The following is a 17,484-nucleotide window of genomic DNA, read 5'->3' on the forward strand; positions in this document are numbered from 1 at the left end:
CGGTCACCAAAAACCTCATCCTTATCGATTCGTTGCACATGTTGTGCCTGCAAACCTGTTAACTGCGACTTAATCGACGCATAAAACAGGCGCTCGGAGCACCTTAACACAACCCTACCGATTGTATCTATACTTTAGGTTGTGCTGCCTTCAGCGGCGGGCGAGCTGCGCCAGAAAGAAACCATCACCCAGATCATCAACAGGCCAACGGGTCACGCTCAAGACGTCCCAATCCGGGTTTGCCGCTAGAAACCAGTCGATCTGGACCTCGTTCTCGTCCCTCAAAATCGAGCATGTCGCATAGGCCAACACGCCCGTTCGTGCCACCAAAGGCGCGGCCGATTGCAGGACGGAGCGTTGCAACGCCACGAGGTCGTCCAGCCGTGCAGGTGTCAGCGTCCATTTCGCCTCGGGGGCGCGGCGCCATGTGCCAGCTCCCGAACAAGGCGCATCGCAAAGAACAAGATCAAAAGGTGCGCTGTGGCCGACCGCGTCGGCGGCCAAAACCTCGATCATATGCCCGCCTCTTGCAGCGCGCTCGGGCAGATCCCGCATCCTTGAGGGGTTGATGTCATGGGCGCTGACTGTCCAGCCCTGCGCTGCCAGGGCCAACGCCTTGCCCCCGCCGCCCGCACAATAATCAAGGGCACGGCCCTGCCCCGTCAACTGCGCGATAGCGGCCTGACCGGAGGCATCCTGTAGCTCAACCAACCCCTCGTTGAACGCCCGCGCACCGCGGACCCGCCGCGGCCCTTCAATTACGGTTAACGCACTCGCGGCGCGGGCATTGGGCGCAGTCTCGACCCCGTCAGAGGCAAGCGCAATTCGGGCAGCCGCCACATCTGTTCTGGCAGTGTTGACCCGCAAGGTCACCGGGGCGCGTTCGCTCAATGCCATTGCAGTGGCCTCTGCGCTATCACCAAGGCTGTCTTCGAAGGTTCGGACTAGCCAATCCGGCATATCCCATTGATCGCCTTGCGTTTCCGGTGCTTGACCCGCAGCGCGCTCAGCAGCGCTCAGCGGTGGGGGGGCGTGTCCGACCCCGTCAAAGACCGCATCCAAATGCAGACCTGCCGCGCGCATCCGCCCGATCATGCGCGCACGACCCGTGACCCCGCCACCGCGCAGCGCATCGCTGCGCCAGTGACGCAAGGCATCAAACACGTGATCGCGGATCGCGGCACGGTCTTTTGACCCGGCAAAGCGGTTGCCCCGCGCCCACCGGGTCAGCGTCTGTTCCGCCGGTTGGCCAGCCACAATCGCATCCAGAATTTCGATGGCCGCGGCCACGCGTGCGCCGGGTGTCATGGCTCCGCCTTTACTTTAATAAAGAACTACAAGCTATTGATTTATCACATGACTCGATAGTTCGGTGATTCACGGGTGATCTGCACATCATGCACGTGGCTTTCTTTCAGGCCCGCCCCCGTGATCTTCACGAACGCACAGTTCTTGCGCATCTCCTTAACGGTGGCACAGCCGGTATATCCCATGGCCGCGCGCAATCCGCCGACGAGCTGGTGAATGACCGCACCGGCCGAGCCTTTGTAGGGGACCTGCCCTTCGATCCCTTCGGGCACCAGTTTGTCACTGGCCGCGTCCTTCTGGAAATACCGATCCGCCGAGCCGCGCGCCATGGCCCCAAGCGAGCCCATGCCACGATAGGATTTGAAGCTGCGGCCCTGATACAAAATCACCTCGCCGGGAGACTCGTCTGTGCCTGCAATCATCGAGCCGACCATGGCACAGGACGCACCCGCCGCGATGGCCTTGGCAAAATCACCCGAGAACTTGATGCCACCGTCCGCAATCACAGGCACGTCGCCTGCCGCTGCGGCGCAGTCCATGATCGCAGTCAACTGGGGCACGCCGACCCCAGCCACCATGCGCGTGGTGCAGATCGAGCCGGGGCCGATGCCGACCTTGATCGCATCCGCACCGGCATCGATCAGCGCGCGGGTGGCGGCACCGGTCGCGACATTGCCCGCAACGATCTGTACTTCGTTGGACAGGCTCTTGGCCCGGCGCACCGCCTCGGCCACCCCTTCGGAGTGCCCATGGGCGGTGTCGATCACAATCATATCGACACCTGCATCCACCAGCGCCTCGGCACGCTCAAACCCGGCATCGCCAACGGTCGAGGCCGCCGCGACACGCAACCGGCCCAGATCGTCCTTGCATGCGGTTGGGTTCAGCACAGCCTGTTCCGTGTCCTTGAGTGTCAGCAACCCCGTCAGCTTGCCGCCCTTGTCGGTGACCAGCAATTTTTCGATCCGGCGCGACTTCATCAGGCTGATCGCCTCGTCGCGGTCGGCAGGTTCGACAAGGATGGCGAGGTTATCGCAGGTCATCATCACCGAAACGGGGGTGGCATCATCACTGGCAAAGCGCATGTCACGGTTGGTCACGATACCCACCACACGGCCCTGATCATCCACGACCGGAAAGCCGGTGACACGGTAGCGGTCTTGCAGGGCCTTGGCATCGGCCAGCGTCTGGTCGGCACGCAAGGTGATGGGGTTATAGACGATCCCGCTTTCGAACCGTTTGACGCGGCGGATTTCGCGGGCCTGCGCTTCGATATCCAGATTGCGGTGCACAACGCCCATGCCCCCGGCCTGCGCCATCGCGATGGCCATCCGCCCTTCGGTAACGGTGTCCATGGCAGAGCTGAGCAGCGGGATGTTCAGATCGATGCTGCGGGTGACACGGGTGCGGGTGTCAGCGGTGCTTGGCAGCACGTTAGACGCGGCCGGAACCAGCAGAACATCATCAAAGGTAAGGGCCTCACGAATCTCCATTACACACCTCGCAACAGGGAGTTTCAGTTGGCACGTCCCTATTTCACGGGCCGGGTTGAATGGAAAGGGGCAATCGCGTGTCTTGCGCGTTCTGGCGCACGCGATCAGAGTGCGCGGTATGACACATGGATATGAAGCTGGGCGGTTGAACCTGCCATTTGTGGGGATCGCGACCTTTGGCAAGCGGCCCTATACCGAGGATTGGAGCGGTTTGGACGCGGATGTGGCCATCCTCGGCGCGCCCTTTGATGCGGGGACCCAGTGGCGATCCGGGGCCCGTTTTGGTCCACGGGCGGTGCGTGAGGCGTCCACATTGTTCAGCTTCGGGCATGCAGGGGCCTACGATCACGAGGACGATACGACCTATCTGCCCGAAAGCGTGCGGATCGTGGACATGGGGGATGCGGACATCATCCACACGGACACCGAAGGGTCACACCGCAACATAGAAACCGGCGTGCGGGCGGCACTCGCCGCAAAGGCGCTGCCCGTCACCATTGGCGGAGATCACTCGATCAACATCCCCTGCATCCGGGCCTTTGATGATCAGGGGCCGATCCACATTCTGCAAATCGACGCGCATCTGGACTTCGTGGATGAGCGACACGGTGTGCGGCACGGGCACGGCAATCCCATGCGCCGCGCCGCCGAACGGCCCTACGTGACGGGGCTGACACAGGTCGGCATTCGCAATGTCAGTTCGACCGCCAAAGAAGGATATGCCGATGCGCGCGCCATGGGGTCCGATATCCTGTCAGTGCGCCAGACCCGTGCCCTCGGCCCCGAAGGCGTGGTTGCGCGTCTGCCCAAGGGTGCGCGGGTCTATATCACCATCGACATCGATGCATTTTGCCCCTCGATCGCACCGGGGACGGGCACACCCAGCCACGGCGGATTCCTCTACTACGATGCGGTCGAGATACTACAAACGGTCAGCCGCGCCCATGAGGTGGTGGGGATCGATCTGGTTGAGGTGGCACCGGATTATGACCCCACAGGCAGCACTGCCATTCTGGCCGCACAAGTGCTGATGAACCTGCTCGGTTTTGTCTTTCATGCACGGGGTCATCGATAATTCCGGCGGGGTCAGGGGGCCAGCCCCCTCGGCCTGCGGCCTCACCCCGGAGTTTGCCGGGCAAGATGAAGAGAGGATCCCCGTGCTTCATCTTGCCAGATAAACTCCCCCCGGAGGGCCGGTTTCCATCAAAATACGACACTGCATTTTGAGGAGATGTCGTTTGTCCCCTTTCGCACAGCCTGCGCCCCGGTATTGTGGCCCAAATCCAAAGACCCGAGGCCCCGCATGCGCACCGATCCACTTGTCGTTTTCACCCCGTCCGGCAAACGCGGACACTTTCCCGCCGGCACGCCGATCCTGACAGCGGCCCGCCAATTGGGTGTTGATCTCGATTCCGTCTGTGGCGGGCGCGGTATCTGTTCAAAATGCCAGATCACGCCAAGCTATGGCGAGTTTTCCAAGCACGGTGTCACGGTCGAGGCGGATGCCCTGTCCGACTGGAACACCGTCGAAGAGCGCTACAAATCCAAGCGCGGCCTGATCGACGGGCGCCGCCTTGGCTGTCAGGCCACCGTGCAGGGCGACGTTGTGATCGACGTGCCGCCGGAAAGTCAGGTGCACAAGCAAGTGGTGCGCAAACGGGCCGAGGCGCGCGATATCACCATGAACCCCTCGACCAAGCTTTATTATGTCGAGGTCGAAGAGCCGGACATGCACGAACCGTCAGGCGATCTGGAACGTCTTGCGCGCGCCATTGAGGCCGAATGGGGCATCACGAATATTCATGCCGATCTGCATATCCTTCAGACCCTGCAACCTGTGCTGCGCAAGGGGGCGTGGAAAGTCACCGCGGCGATCCATCTGGGCGATGCCGAAAACGCGCCCCGCATCATGCATGTCTGGCCCGGCTATTACGAGGGGTCGGTCTATGGCCTTGCCGTCGATCTTGGCTCGACCACCATTGCCGCCCATCTGTGCGACCTGATCTCGGGCGAGGTCGTGGCCTCATCCGGCATTATGAACCCCCAGATCCGCTTTGGCGAAGACCTGATGAGCCGGGTAAGCTACGGGATGATGAACGCCGGGGGGGCCGCCGAGATGACCCGCGCCGTGCGCGAAGGCATGAACGCGCTCTTTACCCAGATCGCGACCGAGGCCCAGATCGACAAAGGGCTGATCGTGGATGCGGTCTTTGTGTGCAATCCGGTCATGCACCACCTGTTCCTCGGGATCGACCCGTTCGAATTGGGACAGGCCCCATTTGCGCTCGCCACCTCCAACAGCATGCGCCTGCGCGCCGATGATCTTGACCTGAACATCCACCCTTCGGCCCGCATCTATCTGCTGCCTTGCATCGCGGGCCATGTGGGCGCGGATGCCGCAGCCGTTGCCCTCAGCGAAGCCCCCGACAAATCCGAGGACCTCGTCCTGGTCGTGGATGTGGGCACCAACGCTGAGATCCTGCTTGGGAACAAGGACAGGGTACTGGCCTGTTCCTCGCCCACCGGTCCGGCCTTTGAGGGGGCCCAGATCACCTCGGGCCAGCGCGCCGCCCCGGGGGCCATTGAGCGGGTCGAGATCGATCCCGTGACCAAAGAACCCCGCTTTCGCATCATCGGGGTCGATCTGTGGTCGAACGAGGATGGCTTTGAAGAGGCCGCCGCAGGCAGCGGGATCACTGGCATTTGCGGCTCGGGCATTATAGAGGCAATTGCCGAAATGCGGCTTGTCGGTGTACTGGACCCGTCGGGGCTGATCGGCAGCGCCGCCCAGACCGGAACCGCCCGGTGCATCGAGGACGGGCGCACCCATTCCTATGTGCTCTACGACGGGACGGCCACGGGCGGGCGGCGCATCACCGTCACCAATCCCGACATTCGCGCCATCCAGATGGCCAAGGCCGCCCTCTATTCCGGGGCGCGCCTGCTCATGGACAAGTTCGAGGTCGACCGCGTCGACCGCGTGGTGCTGGCCGGGGCCTTTGGCGCACATATCTCGTCCAAACACGCCATGGTGCTGGGCATGATCCCCGATGTGCCGCTGGACAAGGTCACATCGGCAGGCAACGCCGCCGGAACCGGCGCACGCATCGCCTTGCTGAACCGTGATGCCCGCCACGAGATCGAGGAAACCGTGCGCCGCATCCACAAAGTCGAAACCGCGATCGAGCCGCGGTTCCAGGAGCATTTCGTGAATGCCTCTGCCATTCCCAATTCTGTCGATCCGTTTCCGATTTTGAACAGCGTTGTGGCGTTGCCTGATGTCAGTTTCAACACCGGCGGCGACAGTGAAGGTGGTGGCGGGCGTCGCCGCCGGAGGCGCGCAGGATAATGAACCCTCAACGCAGGTGCATGGCATGAATCACGATCAGGAAGAATTCTGGGACGCAAGTGCGGGGCCGGCATGGGTTGCCTTGCAAGGGCAAATGGATGCGCTGATCCAGCCCGTTCTGGATCTTGTGCTTGAGCGTGCGGGCCTGCGCCCTGGTGAGCGCGTGCTCGACATCGGCTGCGGCACCGGGGCGAGCGTTTTGCAGGCGCTGGATCAGGTAGGTGATAGGGGCCATGTCACGGGCGTAGATATTGCTGCATCGATGTTGGAACTGGCCAAAGGGCGACTTGGTGGGCGCGCGAATGTCGACCTATTGAAGAGTGACGCGCAAACCCATGTTTTTACGACGGATTACGACGCCCTTATCTCGCGCTTTGGGGTCATGTTCTTTGCCGACACCACAGCCGCTTTCGCCAATATGGCGCGCGCCCTGGCACCGGGCGGGCGGATCATCTGCGCGGCTTGGGGGCCTGCCCCGCACAATCCCTGGTTCATGGAGCCCGCAGGCGCGGCAGCGGATGTGCTTGGGTCAATGCCCAAAGTGGATCGCACGGAACCCGGCCCCTTTGCCTTTGAAGATGCAGCACGGACCTGCGCACTACTGCAAGCGGCGGGGCTGGAGGATATTCAGGCCACGCAGATCGACCTGCACCTCACGCCCTTAGGTGACCTCAGCCAAGCTGCCGATCTGTGCTGTCAGATCGGCCCGGCAGACCGGGCGCTGCGCCATCACGAGGCAAATCCGGCCCAACGCCGTGCTGTGGCTGACCGCATCGCGGCCCGTTTCGCGCAATATCAAGAGGGCGACAACTTGCGCATCCCGGCCTCCATCAATCTGTTCACCGCGCGCAAATCGACTTGACGCCATTGGCGTGCTTGCCTATCCCACCCTCAGCGCGCGGGTATGGTGAAAAGGTATCACGGCAGCTTCCCAAGCTTTAGTTACGAGTTCGATTCTCGTTACCCGCTCCAGCCTTCTCTTCACAAGTTCGACACGCCCGCTCACCGTCGCGCGAGGTGGCTGACCCATGGCTTGCCGCCATCGCATCCCCGCGCCATGTCTGGATCATGGCACAGACGCACCCCTCCATATGGTCCATCGCGACAGACCCGACCGTCATGCGGCGCGCCACCAAGATTGCGCTGGTCGTGGGCATCGTGATTGCGCTGATCAACCACGGGGACAAGATCGCGGGCGGCACCATGACCACCATCGCATGGGCCAAGTGCATGCTGACCTTCCTTGTGCCCTACTCCGTCTCCACCTACTCTTCGGTCATGGCCGTGCGGGATCGGCTGCAAACCCTCGGAGAGTAACCCGATTTGAACATTCTGTTCGTGATGTATGACCAGCTGCGGTTCGACTATCTGAGCTGTGCGGGCCATCCGACCCTGCACACCCCCAATTTTGACCATGTGGCGGCCATGGGCGTGCGCTTTACCAATGCCTATGTGCAATCGCCCATCTGTGGCGGGTCGCGTATGTGCTATTACACCGGGCGTTATGCGGCCAGCCACGGGGCGCATTGGAACGGCTTTCCGCTGCGGGTGGGCGAGCAAACCATGGGTGATCATCTGCGCGCGCTTGGCATGTCCTGCCATCTGATCGGCAAGACGCATATGAAAGTCGATGCGGCTGGTATGGAGCGGCTTGGGCTGGACGCTGACAGCGTCATCGGGGTGCGCCAATCCGAATGCGGCTTTGATCCATGGGTGCGCGATGACGGGCTTTGGGCCGAAGGGCCGGACGGTTTTTATGACGAAAAACGAAGCCCTTACAACGAATACCTCAAGTCCAGGGGATATGACGGCACCAACCCCTGGGCGGATTATGCCAATGCAGGCATCAAGGACGGCCAGATCGCGTCGGGCTGGATGTTTGACAACACCGATCTGCCCGCCAATATCCGCGAAGAAGACAGCGAGACACCCTGGCTGACCTCAGAGGCGATCACGTTCATCGACGCGACCCATGGCCCGTGGTGCGCGCATCTGAGCTATATCAAGCCGCACTGGCCCTACATTGTGCCCGAACCCTATGCCTCGATGTATGGTCCCGAACACATCCCCGCGCCGATGCGCGACGCGGCTGAGCGCGAGGATGCCCACCCGATCCTTGACGCCTTTATGAACGGCCCCGTGGGCCGCGCCTTTCAGGATGAGGAGGTTCGCGCCAAGGTGATCCCCGCCTATATGGGCCTGATCAAGCAATGCGATGACCAGTTGGGCCGCCTGCTCGACCACCTGGAGGCGACAGGGCAGATGGAGCACACCATGATCGTGCTCACCTCGGATCATGGCGACTATCTGGGCGATCATTGGCTGGGCGAAAAGAACCTGTTTCACGACCCCTCGGTCAAGGTGCCGATGATCCTCTATGACCCGCGCAGCGACGCGGATGACACACGCGGCACCGTGTCGGACGTACTGGTCGAATCGATTGACCTGGCCGCAACCTTTGTCGAGGCCGCAGGCGGCACGGTTCCCGATCACATCATCGAGGGGCGCAGCCTGATGCCATGGGTGCATGGGAACACGCCCGAGTGGCGGGACTACGTGATCTCGGAATACGACTTTTCCGCCCAGGCCCCCGCAGTCAAACTGGGGCTTGCCCCGCGTGACTGCCGCCTGTTCATGGTCTTTGACGGACGCTACAAACTGATGCACTGCGCCGCCGACAGCTTGCGCGACATGCTGTTTGACCTGCAAGACGATCCGCAGGAACTGCACGATCTGTGCAAGGGGAACACCCACCGGGACGTCGTTGCACGGCTGACCGGATATCTGCATGAGTGGGGGTTGCGCATGTCGCAGCGGGTCACAAAATCGGAAGCCGACATCGTGGCGTCACGCGGGGCCTCGACCGGCAAGGGAATCCTGCCCTTCCTCAAGGATGGCAGCGAGGTCGACGCGCGGCTGACCGAAAAATATCGCGGCCCCGCCCGGCAAAATCACCTCCCCAAAGACTAGAACGTATCGGCAAAGACCCGCCAGTATCTCGCGCCATACGAGAATAACGCTCCTGTCTTTCTGCGGCCATGTCACAAATGTGTTGAGAAGCCGGGCTAAGCCCTGACCACGCGCTATTTCGCGCCTCAGCAATCCAACAGTACGGAGCCAGATATGAAAGATATCGATCAAGCCGCCATGTCCCCAGATGATTGGGATGAGATGATCTCTCCCCGCCCTGACGTGCAGGATTTCGACCGCGTGGTCGAAGCGGCGATTTCACGTCGTGGCTTTATGAACGGTGTCATTGCGTTTGGGTCGGGGGCCGCCGTGATGGGCACATCCATGCTCAAGGGCACGACTGCCATGGCGGGGCAATCGGACCGCTTTGCCTTCGAACAACTGCCGATCCAGACAGACGGCACCGTCCATGTCCCCGAAGGCTACGAATGGAAGATACTGGTGCGGTGGGGTGATCCGCTGTTTTCGGACGCACCTGCATTTGATGCCACCACCGGCATCCCCACAGAAGGTTCTGACCGGGTGTTCGGCGAAAACACCGATGGGATGGAGCTGTTCAACATCGGTGGCGGTACCGAATTGCTGGTTGTGAACTCGGAATATGTGAACACCACAACGAACCTGCCCCAGAACGAAGAAGGCAAGGTCGCCTCAGCCGAAGACGTGTTGCGCCTGCAAAACTTTCAGGGTGTGTCCGTCATGGAAGTCACCGAGGGCGAAAACGGGTGGGAGGTCGTGATCGACAGCCCCTATAACCGCCGCATCCACCACAACACGCCCATGACAATCGATGGTCCCGCCGCAGGCCACGACCTGCTCAAGACCGAGGCCGATCCGACCGGCACTGCGTCTTTGGGCACGTTCAACAATTGCGGCTCGGGACGCACGCCGTGGGGGACGTACCTGACCTGTGAAGAAAATTTCAACGGCTATTTCGGTGCCACCGAAGTGCCTGAACTGGACGAGGCGACCGCCGCCGGGTTCATCCGCTATGGCGTAAACACCGAAGTCGACCCCAACCGCTACAACTACCACGGGTTCGACGCGCGTTTTGACATCTCCAAAAACCCGAACGAACCGCACCGGGCCGGATATATCGTCGAGATCGACCCGGCCAAGCCTGACAGCACCCCCGTCAAGCACACCGCCTTGGGCCGTTTCAAACACGAGAATGCAGCTTATGCGCTCGCCCCCGATGGCCGGGTCGCCGTCTATATGGGCGATGATGAACGGGGCGAGTTCATGTACAAGTGGCTCAGCCGTGACAAATACGTGCCCGGCGGCGACACCTCGACCTTGCTGAGCGAGGGCCAGCTTTATGCGGCCAGGTTCAACGATGACATGTCCGGTGAATGGGTTGCCCTGACCCCCGCTGCAACCGGCATGGATGCCGCCCAGATCGCGATCTTCAGCCGTATGGCCGCCTCTGCGGTGGGGGCCACGACAATGGACCGCCCCGAATGGGTCGCTGTGAACCCCACAGCGGTCGAGGCCTATTGCTGCCTGACCAACAACAAGAACCGGGGCGTGAAACCCAATGCGGGCGGGGATGACACATCCGCCAATGGCCCCAACCCGCGGGAAGAAAACAACTTTGGGCAGATCGTACGCTGGCGCCCCGATGGGGACAACCACGCGTCCAACACGTTTGAATGGGACCTTTATGTGATGGCCGGCAACCCGGTTGTGCATGGCGACACCGCCTATGGCGGGTCGGCAAATGTGAATGAGGGCAATATGTTCAACTCACCCGACGGGATGCAGTTCGACACAACCGGCATCATGTGGATCCAGACGGATGGTGACGACGAGAATGAGGGCGAGTTTGCGGGCATGGGCAACAACCAGATGCTGGCAGGTGATCCGGTGACGGGCGAAATCCGCCGCTTTCTGACAGGTCCGAACGGAGCCGAGGTGACGGGGCTCACATGGTCCAGTGACCGGCGCACGATGTTTGTCGGCATCCAGCACCCCGACGCCCCCTTCCCGGACGGCGAAGGCTCCCTGCCCCGCTCGGCCATTGTGGCGGTGAAGCGGTCAGATGGGGCGCTGGTCGGGTAGGTAAGCACGGCCGGGCTGCATTGACGACACTGACGGGTGCAGAGCAATCTGCGCCCGTTTGTTCGACGCGCATGTTCATGCCTTAATCCTCGTGCCGGGCATTGATCCGGCGTGACACCGAATAGGGGCCGTCCGGCTTGGTTCGGTCGAGGCGGAACAGTGTCGCGGTGCTATAGCTGCCCTCAAGGGACGCCGCCGCCATCATCACCAGCAAAGTCGCGTTTGGAACGGTCTTGGTCGACAGGCTGTCCACCACCTCAAAGGTGAATTGGTCCGCGTCGATGGTCAACGTGCCCTGCCCGTCCTCAAACAGGATCGGCACAAGCCCATCCGGCGGGATCGCAACGATTTCATCGGAAACCATATCCGATACCGGCAAGTCAAGAGTGGCCAGCGCCCCCTCATCCATACCTTGCGCGATCAGATCAGGGGCCGCGCGCAGATAGACACTTTCCTGCAAGGCCAGGCAGCGCAATCCATAATCCCGATAGATCGGCCACTCACTCGGGGCGTCCGGCTCCAATGCCGCAGCACGTGCCGCAAAGAAGGATGGGCAGGACGACACAGCGATCTCGCGTCCCGTATCTGCCCCTTCCTGAATGATGAACTGATCCTGCCATTGCGCGGTCAAGAGTTGTTCAATCGCGTCTGGCGCATTTGCCGCCCCATCAAGCACAAAGAAACGTTCAAACCCGGACGGGGCCAGTGTCGGCAATTCATCCGCATGACCCTCATACCCTGCTGCGATGGCCAAGCAGACCAAGGGTGCGCGGGCCAGATATCGGTAAGAGATCATTTTTCATCTCCAGTGTCGTCCGCGGACTTCTTGGCTTCGCCTTCAAAGAGACCTTTGACAAAGGCATTGCGCGTGCCCGAAATCCCCTTGCGTTTGCATTCGCTGGCCGCTTTCGTCCAGTCCTTGTCCTTGACCGCCTTCACGAAGGTCGGGAATTTTTTGCGCAGGTTTGTCATGCCGAGGTTAAAGATCATGTCGAACAGGGCCAGTCGCACATCTTCGGAATAGGACGCGAAATCAGGAAATATCTTTTTGAGTTCCGTGCGAAAGCTCTTGATATGCGCACTCATCTGCGCCTCGATCTTTGAGGAAGGCAATGTCAGGCTCTTGTCATGTTTGTAGGCGCTGGCCTTGAACCCTTTGCCCTTGGCAACAACCGCATCCCAATCCGTCTTGATATCGGCCGCGCTGGCCGCCGCATTTTTGGCATTCACGAATGACAGCTTTTGAGCAGCTGCCAGATTTGGCAGCATGTGCCCTACGCCGACGGTCACCTTGCCAACACTGTCGAGATACATGTGCGGGATTTTGCCTTCGTACAGAACAAGCTTTTTCTTCAGTCGACTTTCAAGGCCCATAACAATGCGATCCAGACAATTGCTTCAATCAATGATGGAACTGTTGCACCGTCTTGAGGAGGTGACAAGCTGGTTGTGCCCGCCCACAGGCCCTGCAGAATGCGCCCCGCCAACGTGCCTGCCCGCCTTAGCGTTCAAGTGTCGTCAAAATGCGGCTGTCCAGTGAATTGAGTGATCCAAGACGTTGGGCCAGTGCATCCGCATATCCACCCGCGGATTCCGTTGTCGGACGCACCCCATCAAATATCTGGCGGTCCGAGTGGATGACGATGATCTTGGTTTTGCCCAAGGACGTATCATCAACCAGAAAGGCCAGCTTGCTGCCGTCCTGCCCGTCGGCTGCACTGTGCGCCACCCGAAGCCTCAGGTCGCCCCCGCGCCCGCCGCGCAGGTCCGCAAGGCTGTTGTCGGCCATAAAAAGGTTTGGCAGCAGGTGAAACACATTGCCCGAGACATCCAAGGCAGACACGAACAGATACCCGTCAGTCATCTCGGACGGGATGATGATTTCGATGACCGGATTCTGGCCAACATAAAAATCGCCCGTGGGGTTGAGCGTGCCGTCAGCCCCGTTCCTGAACTCGATACCAACGCCAGCCTCGGGGACATTTGGCAGAACGCCATCAATCAGACACAGCGTGGGGTTCAGAATGTCGACCTCAAGGGCGAGGCTGCGGTCCCCGATGGCCTCTGTCAACTGATCCGATAGGCTGTCGCGGCTTGCGGCACTGTCCAGCCGCCCGGCCACAAGCACCTGCCCCCCGTTTGGATAGCCCGTCAGCGGCGCGTCCATGACGTCCAGATCGCCGCAGTTTTGATGGGCTTGCAGGATCGGAGCCAGGGTCTGCGGGTCCAGAAACCGGGGGCCAAGGTCGATGCGTGCCACCACGTCGAGCGCGCCCTTGATATCCCCTTCGGTCAGGGCTGCGGTCAGCGTGTCCTGTTCCGTTTTATCGTAGGTCAGCCCGCTTATCTGGACGCGCTGCGCATCTGCGTGTACCCGCCAGTCGGGCAGATGGCTGACCGCATCGACAAGGCGCAAAACATCAGCGTCCCAACTGGGCGGTATGTCCCCGGTGGCCAAGGTCAACTCGGTGGTGCCGCCCGATTGCCCGACCAGACTGTCCAACGCATCGCGGGCCGTTTCGGAGGGGACATGACCCACCGCCAACGGCTGTTCGTTTTCGGCGCGCGACACCACCAGCGTGTAGGGATCGACCACCGGGTATTGCGGGCCAAGCAAGCCGTCCAAAGCACCTGATACGTAAGCGCCCGCGCCAATGGCTGCGACGGCGAGTACAGCCAGAATGGGCACGATGCCCCGCCGCTTGGACGGCGTAACGGGGGGCGGCGTAGTCTCGACTGGTGCGATGGGGGCCTGTGTGACAGTCGATGCCTCAGGCCTTGCGTCCGGAGCGGGACGGCGCACGACAACGGTACGGTCCTCGTCAGCGGTATCGGGGGGCGCGAGCGCATCCAGGACGGCTTGGGCAGTTTGCAGACGATCTTCGCGATCCGGCGTCGTCATCCGGTCGATCAGGGATTTCAGCGGCTCGGGAACGCCGCTTGTGTCGAGGGGCTGCGCCTTGATCTTGACCACATCCATAAGGTTGTTGCCGATATTGGGCTTTTTGCCGCGAAAGGTGGACAGCAGCAACGCCCCCAAAGCGTAGATATCGGCGCGCGCGTCGGTCTGCCCGCTCAGCTGTTCGGGGGCGGCATAGGCGTATTTGCCCGCAAACTCATTGCCCACAATCGTTTCGGCACCGGGGTTGGTGTCCTTGGCGATGCCAAAGTCGATGATCACCGCGTCATTGGGATCACCATCGCGCAGGATGATGTTGTCGGGCGACAGATCGCGGTGAACGATATTCTTGCGATGGGCCGCGACCAGACCTTCGGCCACCCGGCGCGCCACGATCAACAGGTCCTGAGCCGACATTCCACCGTCCCTGAGCTTGCGATCCAGACCGGGGCCGTCGACATAATCCATCACCAGATAGACATGCCCATCATCGGTGCGTTGGTTGTCGTAATAGCGCACAATCGCATCATGGCGGATTTCGCGCATCTCTTCTTCGCGGGTCATCAGCGCCAGAAAGGCTTCGTCGCGCGAAAACTCGGTGCGCAGGGCCTTGACCGCCACGACACGACCCGAAATCTCGCTTTTGGCGCGATAGACTTCGGATGTGCCGCCAAGGCCCAGCACCTTGTCGATGCGATAGGTGTTGTTGAGCACATCCCCGATCTGAAAGATGCCGCGATTGGCCCTGGAACTCACAATCGGCCCTCGCATCGGATCTTGGTGCCAGAGCCCATGTCCACGCTTAGCTCAACGCTTGGAATTCGACGCGCCGATTGACATCGCCCAAGGGATCATCAGGGTCAAACGGGAACCGCTCGCCCGCGCCCACCGCCTCCATCCGCTCGGCTGGATAGCCGCAATCAGTGATCAGAAAACGCTTCACCTCTTCGGCGCGCAGCTTTGAAAGGCGTTCATTATAGCTGGTCGAGCCTGACGCATCGGTATGCCCCAGAATGCGTATCTTTTGGACGTCAGCCGCCTTGAGCGCGTCACATAACGCCCCCAGTTTCGGCCTTTGATCAGCGCGCAACGCGGCGGAGTCAAAATCGAAGGCCACATTGACGTTCACCTGCTCGTCCCTTGGGACAATCGCGGCAAGCTCTTCCGCCACCGGCGCATTGGTGGTCGTGGTCGCGGCGACCGTGGTGTCATTGGTCGTGGCGGTGTCTGTCGTTGCGGTCTGGGTGCTTGGCGTTGCAATCACCAGCCCGCGCGTTTTCTGCTTTTTGAAATTTTCCGTCATCTCTTCGACGGTTTGGTCGGCCGCGTTTTGCGCCATGGCGGGGGCGTGGAGGCCAGTAAGGCTGACCGTGGCTGCGACCAGAAATGTGTCGAGGCGTATCATTGGAATTCCTTCATAAAAATATATGAGCAATCTGCCCAAAGCCTATCGCAACGGGCGACACATGCCAAATTTTTTCGCCGCAGTGGCTCGGGGTACGCTGGCCGGGTGGTCAACCTCTCTGTCCTTCTTGCGTCCAGCATTTTGTTGCGACATTCGATCTGACGCGGATAACATTCCCCTACGTCAAGCGGAGACTTCGCCATGATTCGACTGAATTTTCAAATACTGATCGCACTGCTTTTTCTGGTTGGCGGCATGTCGCCGGCCACGGCCGAAAAGCGCACCGCATTCCTGTTGGGCAATGGTGCCTATGCGCATGCCGCCAACCTGCAAAACCCCTCTGCCGACGTCCGATTGATCGGCGGGGTGCTCGAAAGCCTCGATTTCGACGTCACCCTGCACGAGAACCTCACGCGCGCCGAAATCGGCCAAAGCCTGTCGCAGTTTCTGGACGATAACGAGAATGCGGACGTCACATTCGTCTACCTTGCAGGGCACGGGATGCAGTTTGAAGGGCGCAATTACTTCCTTGGCACCGATGCAAAGCTGAGCACCGAATTTGATATTCCATCCGAGACCACGCCGATCGACGCCATCATCAAGGCGATCCAGAAAACCGCACATGCCTCGTTGATCTTTGTGGATGCCTGCCGCGACAATCCGCTGGCCAATGCGTTCTATCAGGACAATTTTTCCGAAAGCCGGGCATTGCAAACCCGTGGGCTTGTGCCGCTCAGGGCGTCTGCGCAAGGTGCGATGGTGGTCTTTTCGGCCTCACCCGGTCAGGTCGCCTATGATGGGGCGGGCGCGAATTCACCCTTTGCCGCCTCGGTTGCACGCCATCTGGACACTCCGAATTCCGAGATCCTCAGCGTAATGAAGCGCGTCATCGGTGACGTCAAGCTCGAGACCGAGGACAAGCAGATCCCGATCATCAACAACGACTTGGCAACTGAAATTTACCTGCGCATCGGCGAAGGTGAAGCGGGCCAGACCCTCGCCTTTCAACGCGAGCAGGCGCTTTATGAGGCGGTGCGCGAAATGAACTCTCTGCGCGGCTGGTCCGTGTTTCTGGACCGCTTTCCCGACAGCCAGTTCGCGGGCCTTGCCGAACAGGAACGCGACGCCCTTGCCCGATCCGAAAACATCACGGTCGCAAATCTCGCGAGCGAGAGCACGGATCGCGGCAGCGACCAAGGGACCCTTGGGCTGAGCGTGGCCGACATCCGTTTGATCCAGACGAAACTTGCCACCCTGGGCTATGATGCGGGGATCGCGGACGGGGTGATGGGCGACAAGACCCGCAAATCCATCGCGGATTTCCAGCAGGCCAACCAGTTGCCTTCGACCGGGATAATGACCGAGTTTACGGTGCGCGCGATGGATATCGACGTCTCGGGCCTCGAGGTCAGCACCATCCCGATCTATTCGTCCCTTGATGCGCGCAAATGGGCTCCTGATGCGCTCGTGCAGGTCGAAACGGATCCGCGGCTGATCCGGGCCGCCGAGGTCCTGAAGGACTGGGAAATCCTGTACGGATGGTACGGCGATCATCTCTATATCGGGGTGCTGGCATGGCGCATGAAGTGGCCCGAAGCACAGGCCTTGGCCGAACGCGCGGGCGGATATCTTGCGGTGATGGGTGACGCGGAAGAGAACGATTTCGTCTACCAGCTTGTCAGCCGGGATGATCGGTTTTGGCAGGTCAGCAACGCAGGCCAGGGGCGTCACAGTTACGGACCCACCTTTGGGTTCTACCAGAAGAAAGAAGGCCGCGAGCCGGATGGCGGCTGGTCATGGGTCAACGACCAGCCCGTGTCCTTTACAAACTGGGCCTATGGAAACCCCAACAACGGGGTCGATTATGACAGCGAATATGCGACTTTTTACCGATGGACCAAGGATATGGACCTCGAAAAATTCACTGGCAACGAGTGGAACGATGTGGACCTGCCCCGCACCGGCCGCGCCTTTATCATCGAGATTGAGTGATCGCGCG

At 60.8% G+C, this 17,484-nt stretch carries 13 protein-coding genes and 1 tRNA gene; 8 read left to right on the forward strand and 6 right to left on the reverse strand.

The annotated features are described in order from the left end of the window. Window positions 1–150: 150 nt before the first annotated feature. On the reverse strand, window positions 151–1,308 hold the full coding sequence (locus Q0859_RS04635) for an RsmB/NOP family class I SAM-dependent RNA methyltransferase (protein WP_299148036.1): 1,158 nt from the start codon (window positions 1,306–1,308) through the stop codon (window positions 151–153). A gap of 44 nt (window positions 1,309–1,352) precedes the next feature. Further along, window positions 1,353–2,801: an IMP dehydrogenase gene (guaB, locus tag Q0859_RS04640; RefSeq protein WP_299148039.1), complete on the reverse strand. Its 1,449-nt coding sequence runs from the start codon at window positions 2,799–2,801 to the stop codon at window positions 1,353–1,355. A gap of 118 nt (window positions 2,802–2,919) precedes the next feature. On the opposite strand from guaB, the gene speB reads away from it, so the two are divergent. The 7 genes from speB (at window position 2,920) to Q0859_RS04675 (ending at window position 11,181) form a co-directional block, all read left to right on the forward strand. After that, window positions 2,920–3,876 (forward strand): agmatinase, encoded by a 957-nt coding sequence (speB, locus tag Q0859_RS04645; RefSeq protein WP_299148045.1) that lies wholly within the window; start codon window positions 2,920–2,922, stop codon window positions 3,874–3,876. A gap of 228 nt (window positions 3,877–4,104) precedes the next feature. Beyond that, window positions 4,105–6,150, forward strand: coding sequence for an ASKHA domain-containing protein (locus tag Q0859_RS04650; RefSeq protein ID WP_299148046.1), 2,046 nt, complete (start codon window positions 4,105–4,107; stop codon window positions 6,148–6,150). A gap of 25 nt (window positions 6,151–6,175) precedes the next feature. Further along, a complete protein-coding gene (locus tag Q0859_RS04655; protein ID WP_299148049.1) occupies window positions 6,176–7,012 on the forward strand; it encodes a methyltransferase domain-containing protein in 837 nt (278 codons plus the stop codon). Window positions 7,013–7,048: 36 nt separating this feature from the next. After that, window positions 7,049–7,122 (forward strand) — tRNA-Gly (locus Q0859_RS04660). Between the two features lie 96 nt (window positions 7,123–7,218). Then, window positions 7,219–7,467 carry a nitrate/nitrite transporter NrtS gene (gene nrtS, locus Q0859_RS04665; RefSeq protein WP_299148051.1) on the forward strand — a complete coding sequence of 83 codons (249 nt, stop codon included), beginning with the start codon at window positions 7,219–7,221 and terminating at the stop codon, window positions 7,465–7,467. Window positions 7,468–7,473: 6 nt separating this feature from the next. Then, a complete protein-coding gene (locus Q0859_RS04670) occupies window positions 7,474–9,120 on the forward strand; it encodes a sulfatase-like hydrolase/transferase (protein WP_299148054.1) in 1,647 nt (548 codons plus the stop codon). Window positions 9,121–9,273: 153 nt separating this feature from the next. Continuing rightward, a complete protein-coding gene (locus Q0859_RS04675) occupies window positions 9,274–11,181 on the forward strand; it encodes a PhoX family phosphatase (RefSeq protein ID WP_299148056.1) in 1,908 nt (635 codons plus the stop codon). An 82-nt stretch (window positions 11,182–11,263) separates the two neighbouring features. Here Q0859_RS04675 and Q0859_RS04680 read toward each other — a convergent pair whose 3' ends face one another. From Q0859_RS04680 to Q0859_RS04695, 4 genes are all read right to left on the reverse strand, one after another. Next, a complete protein-coding gene (locus Q0859_RS04680) occupies window positions 11,264–11,977 on the reverse strand; it encodes a hypothetical protein (protein ID WP_299148059.1) in 714 nt (237 codons plus the stop codon). Then, window positions 11,974–12,555, reverse strand: coding sequence for a hypothetical protein (locus Q0859_RS04685; RefSeq protein WP_299148061.1), 582 nt, complete (start codon window positions 12,553–12,555; stop codon window positions 11,974–11,976). The genes Q0859_RS04680 and Q0859_RS04685 overlap by 4 nt, the downstream gene beginning before the upstream one ends. A gap of 127 nt (window positions 12,556–12,682) precedes the next feature. After that, window positions 12,683–14,836, reverse strand: coding sequence for a serine/threonine-protein kinase (locus Q0859_RS04690; protein ID WP_299148063.1), 2,154 nt, complete (start codon window positions 14,834–14,836; stop codon window positions 12,683–12,685). Window positions 14,837–14,882: 46 nt separating this feature from the next. Further along, a complete protein-coding gene (locus Q0859_RS04695) occupies window positions 14,883–15,485 on the reverse strand; it encodes an OmpA family protein (protein ID WP_299148066.1) in 603 nt (200 codons plus the stop codon). Between the two features lie 201 nt (window positions 15,486–15,686). Here Q0859_RS04695 and Q0859_RS04700 point away from each other — a divergent pair, with 201 nt between their 5' ends. Further along, window positions 15,687–17,477 (forward strand): caspase family protein, encoded by a 1,791-nt coding sequence (locus Q0859_RS04700; RefSeq protein ID WP_299148068.1) that lies wholly within the window; start codon window positions 15,687–15,689, stop codon window positions 17,475–17,477. Window positions 17,478–17,484: the final 7 nt, after the last annotated feature.

The organism is uncultured Tateyamaria sp. (assembly GCF_947497045.1).
Classification (GTDB): domain Bacteria; phylum Pseudomonadota; class Alphaproteobacteria; order Rhodobacterales; family Rhodobacteraceae; genus Tateyamaria.

Excerpts from the sequence above, each read along its gene's own strand:
- guaB (WP_299148039.1), bottom strand. The coding sequence starts at position 2,801 with ATGGAGATTCGTGAGGCCCTTACCTTTGATGATGTTCTGCTGGTTCCG.
- speB (WP_299148045.1), top strand. The coding sequence starts at position 2,920 with ATGACACATGGATATGAAGCTGGGCGGTTGAACCTGCCATTTGTGGGG.
- Q0859_RS04655 (WP_299148049.1), top strand. The coding sequence starts at position 6,176 with ATGAATCACGATCAGGAAGAATTCTGGGACGCAAGTGCGGGGCCGGCA.
- Q0859_RS04695 (WP_299148066.1), bottom strand. The coding sequence starts at position 15,485 with ATGATACGCCTCGACACATTTCTGGTCGCAGCCACGGTCAGCCTTACT.
- Q0859_RS04675 (WP_299148056.1), top strand. The coding sequence starts at position 9,274 with ATGAAAGATATCGATCAAGCCGCCATGTCCCCAGATGATTGGGATGAG.
- Q0859_RS04685 (WP_299148061.1), bottom strand. The coding sequence starts at position 12,555 with ATGGGCCTTGAAAGTCGACTGAAGAAAAAGCTTGTTCTGTACGAAGGC.
- nrtS (WP_299148051.1), top strand. The coding sequence starts at position 7,219 with ATGGCACAGACGCACCCCTCCATATGGTCCATCGCGACAGACCCGACC.
- Q0859_RS04650 (WP_299148046.1), top strand. The coding sequence starts at position 4,105 with ATGCGCACCGATCCACTTGTCGTTTTCACCCCGTCCGGCAAACGCGGA.
- Q0859_RS04635 (WP_299148036.1), bottom strand. The coding sequence starts at position 1,308 with ATGACACCCGGCGCACGCGTGGCCGCGGCCATCGAAATTCTGGATGCG.
- Q0859_RS04680 (WP_299148059.1), bottom strand. The coding sequence starts at position 11,977 with ATGATCTCTTACCGATATCTGGCCCGCGCACCCTTGGTCTGCTTGGCC.
- Q0859_RS04700 (WP_299148068.1), top strand. The coding sequence starts at position 15,687 with ATGATTCGACTGAATTTTCAAATACTGATCGCACTGCTTTTTCTGGTT.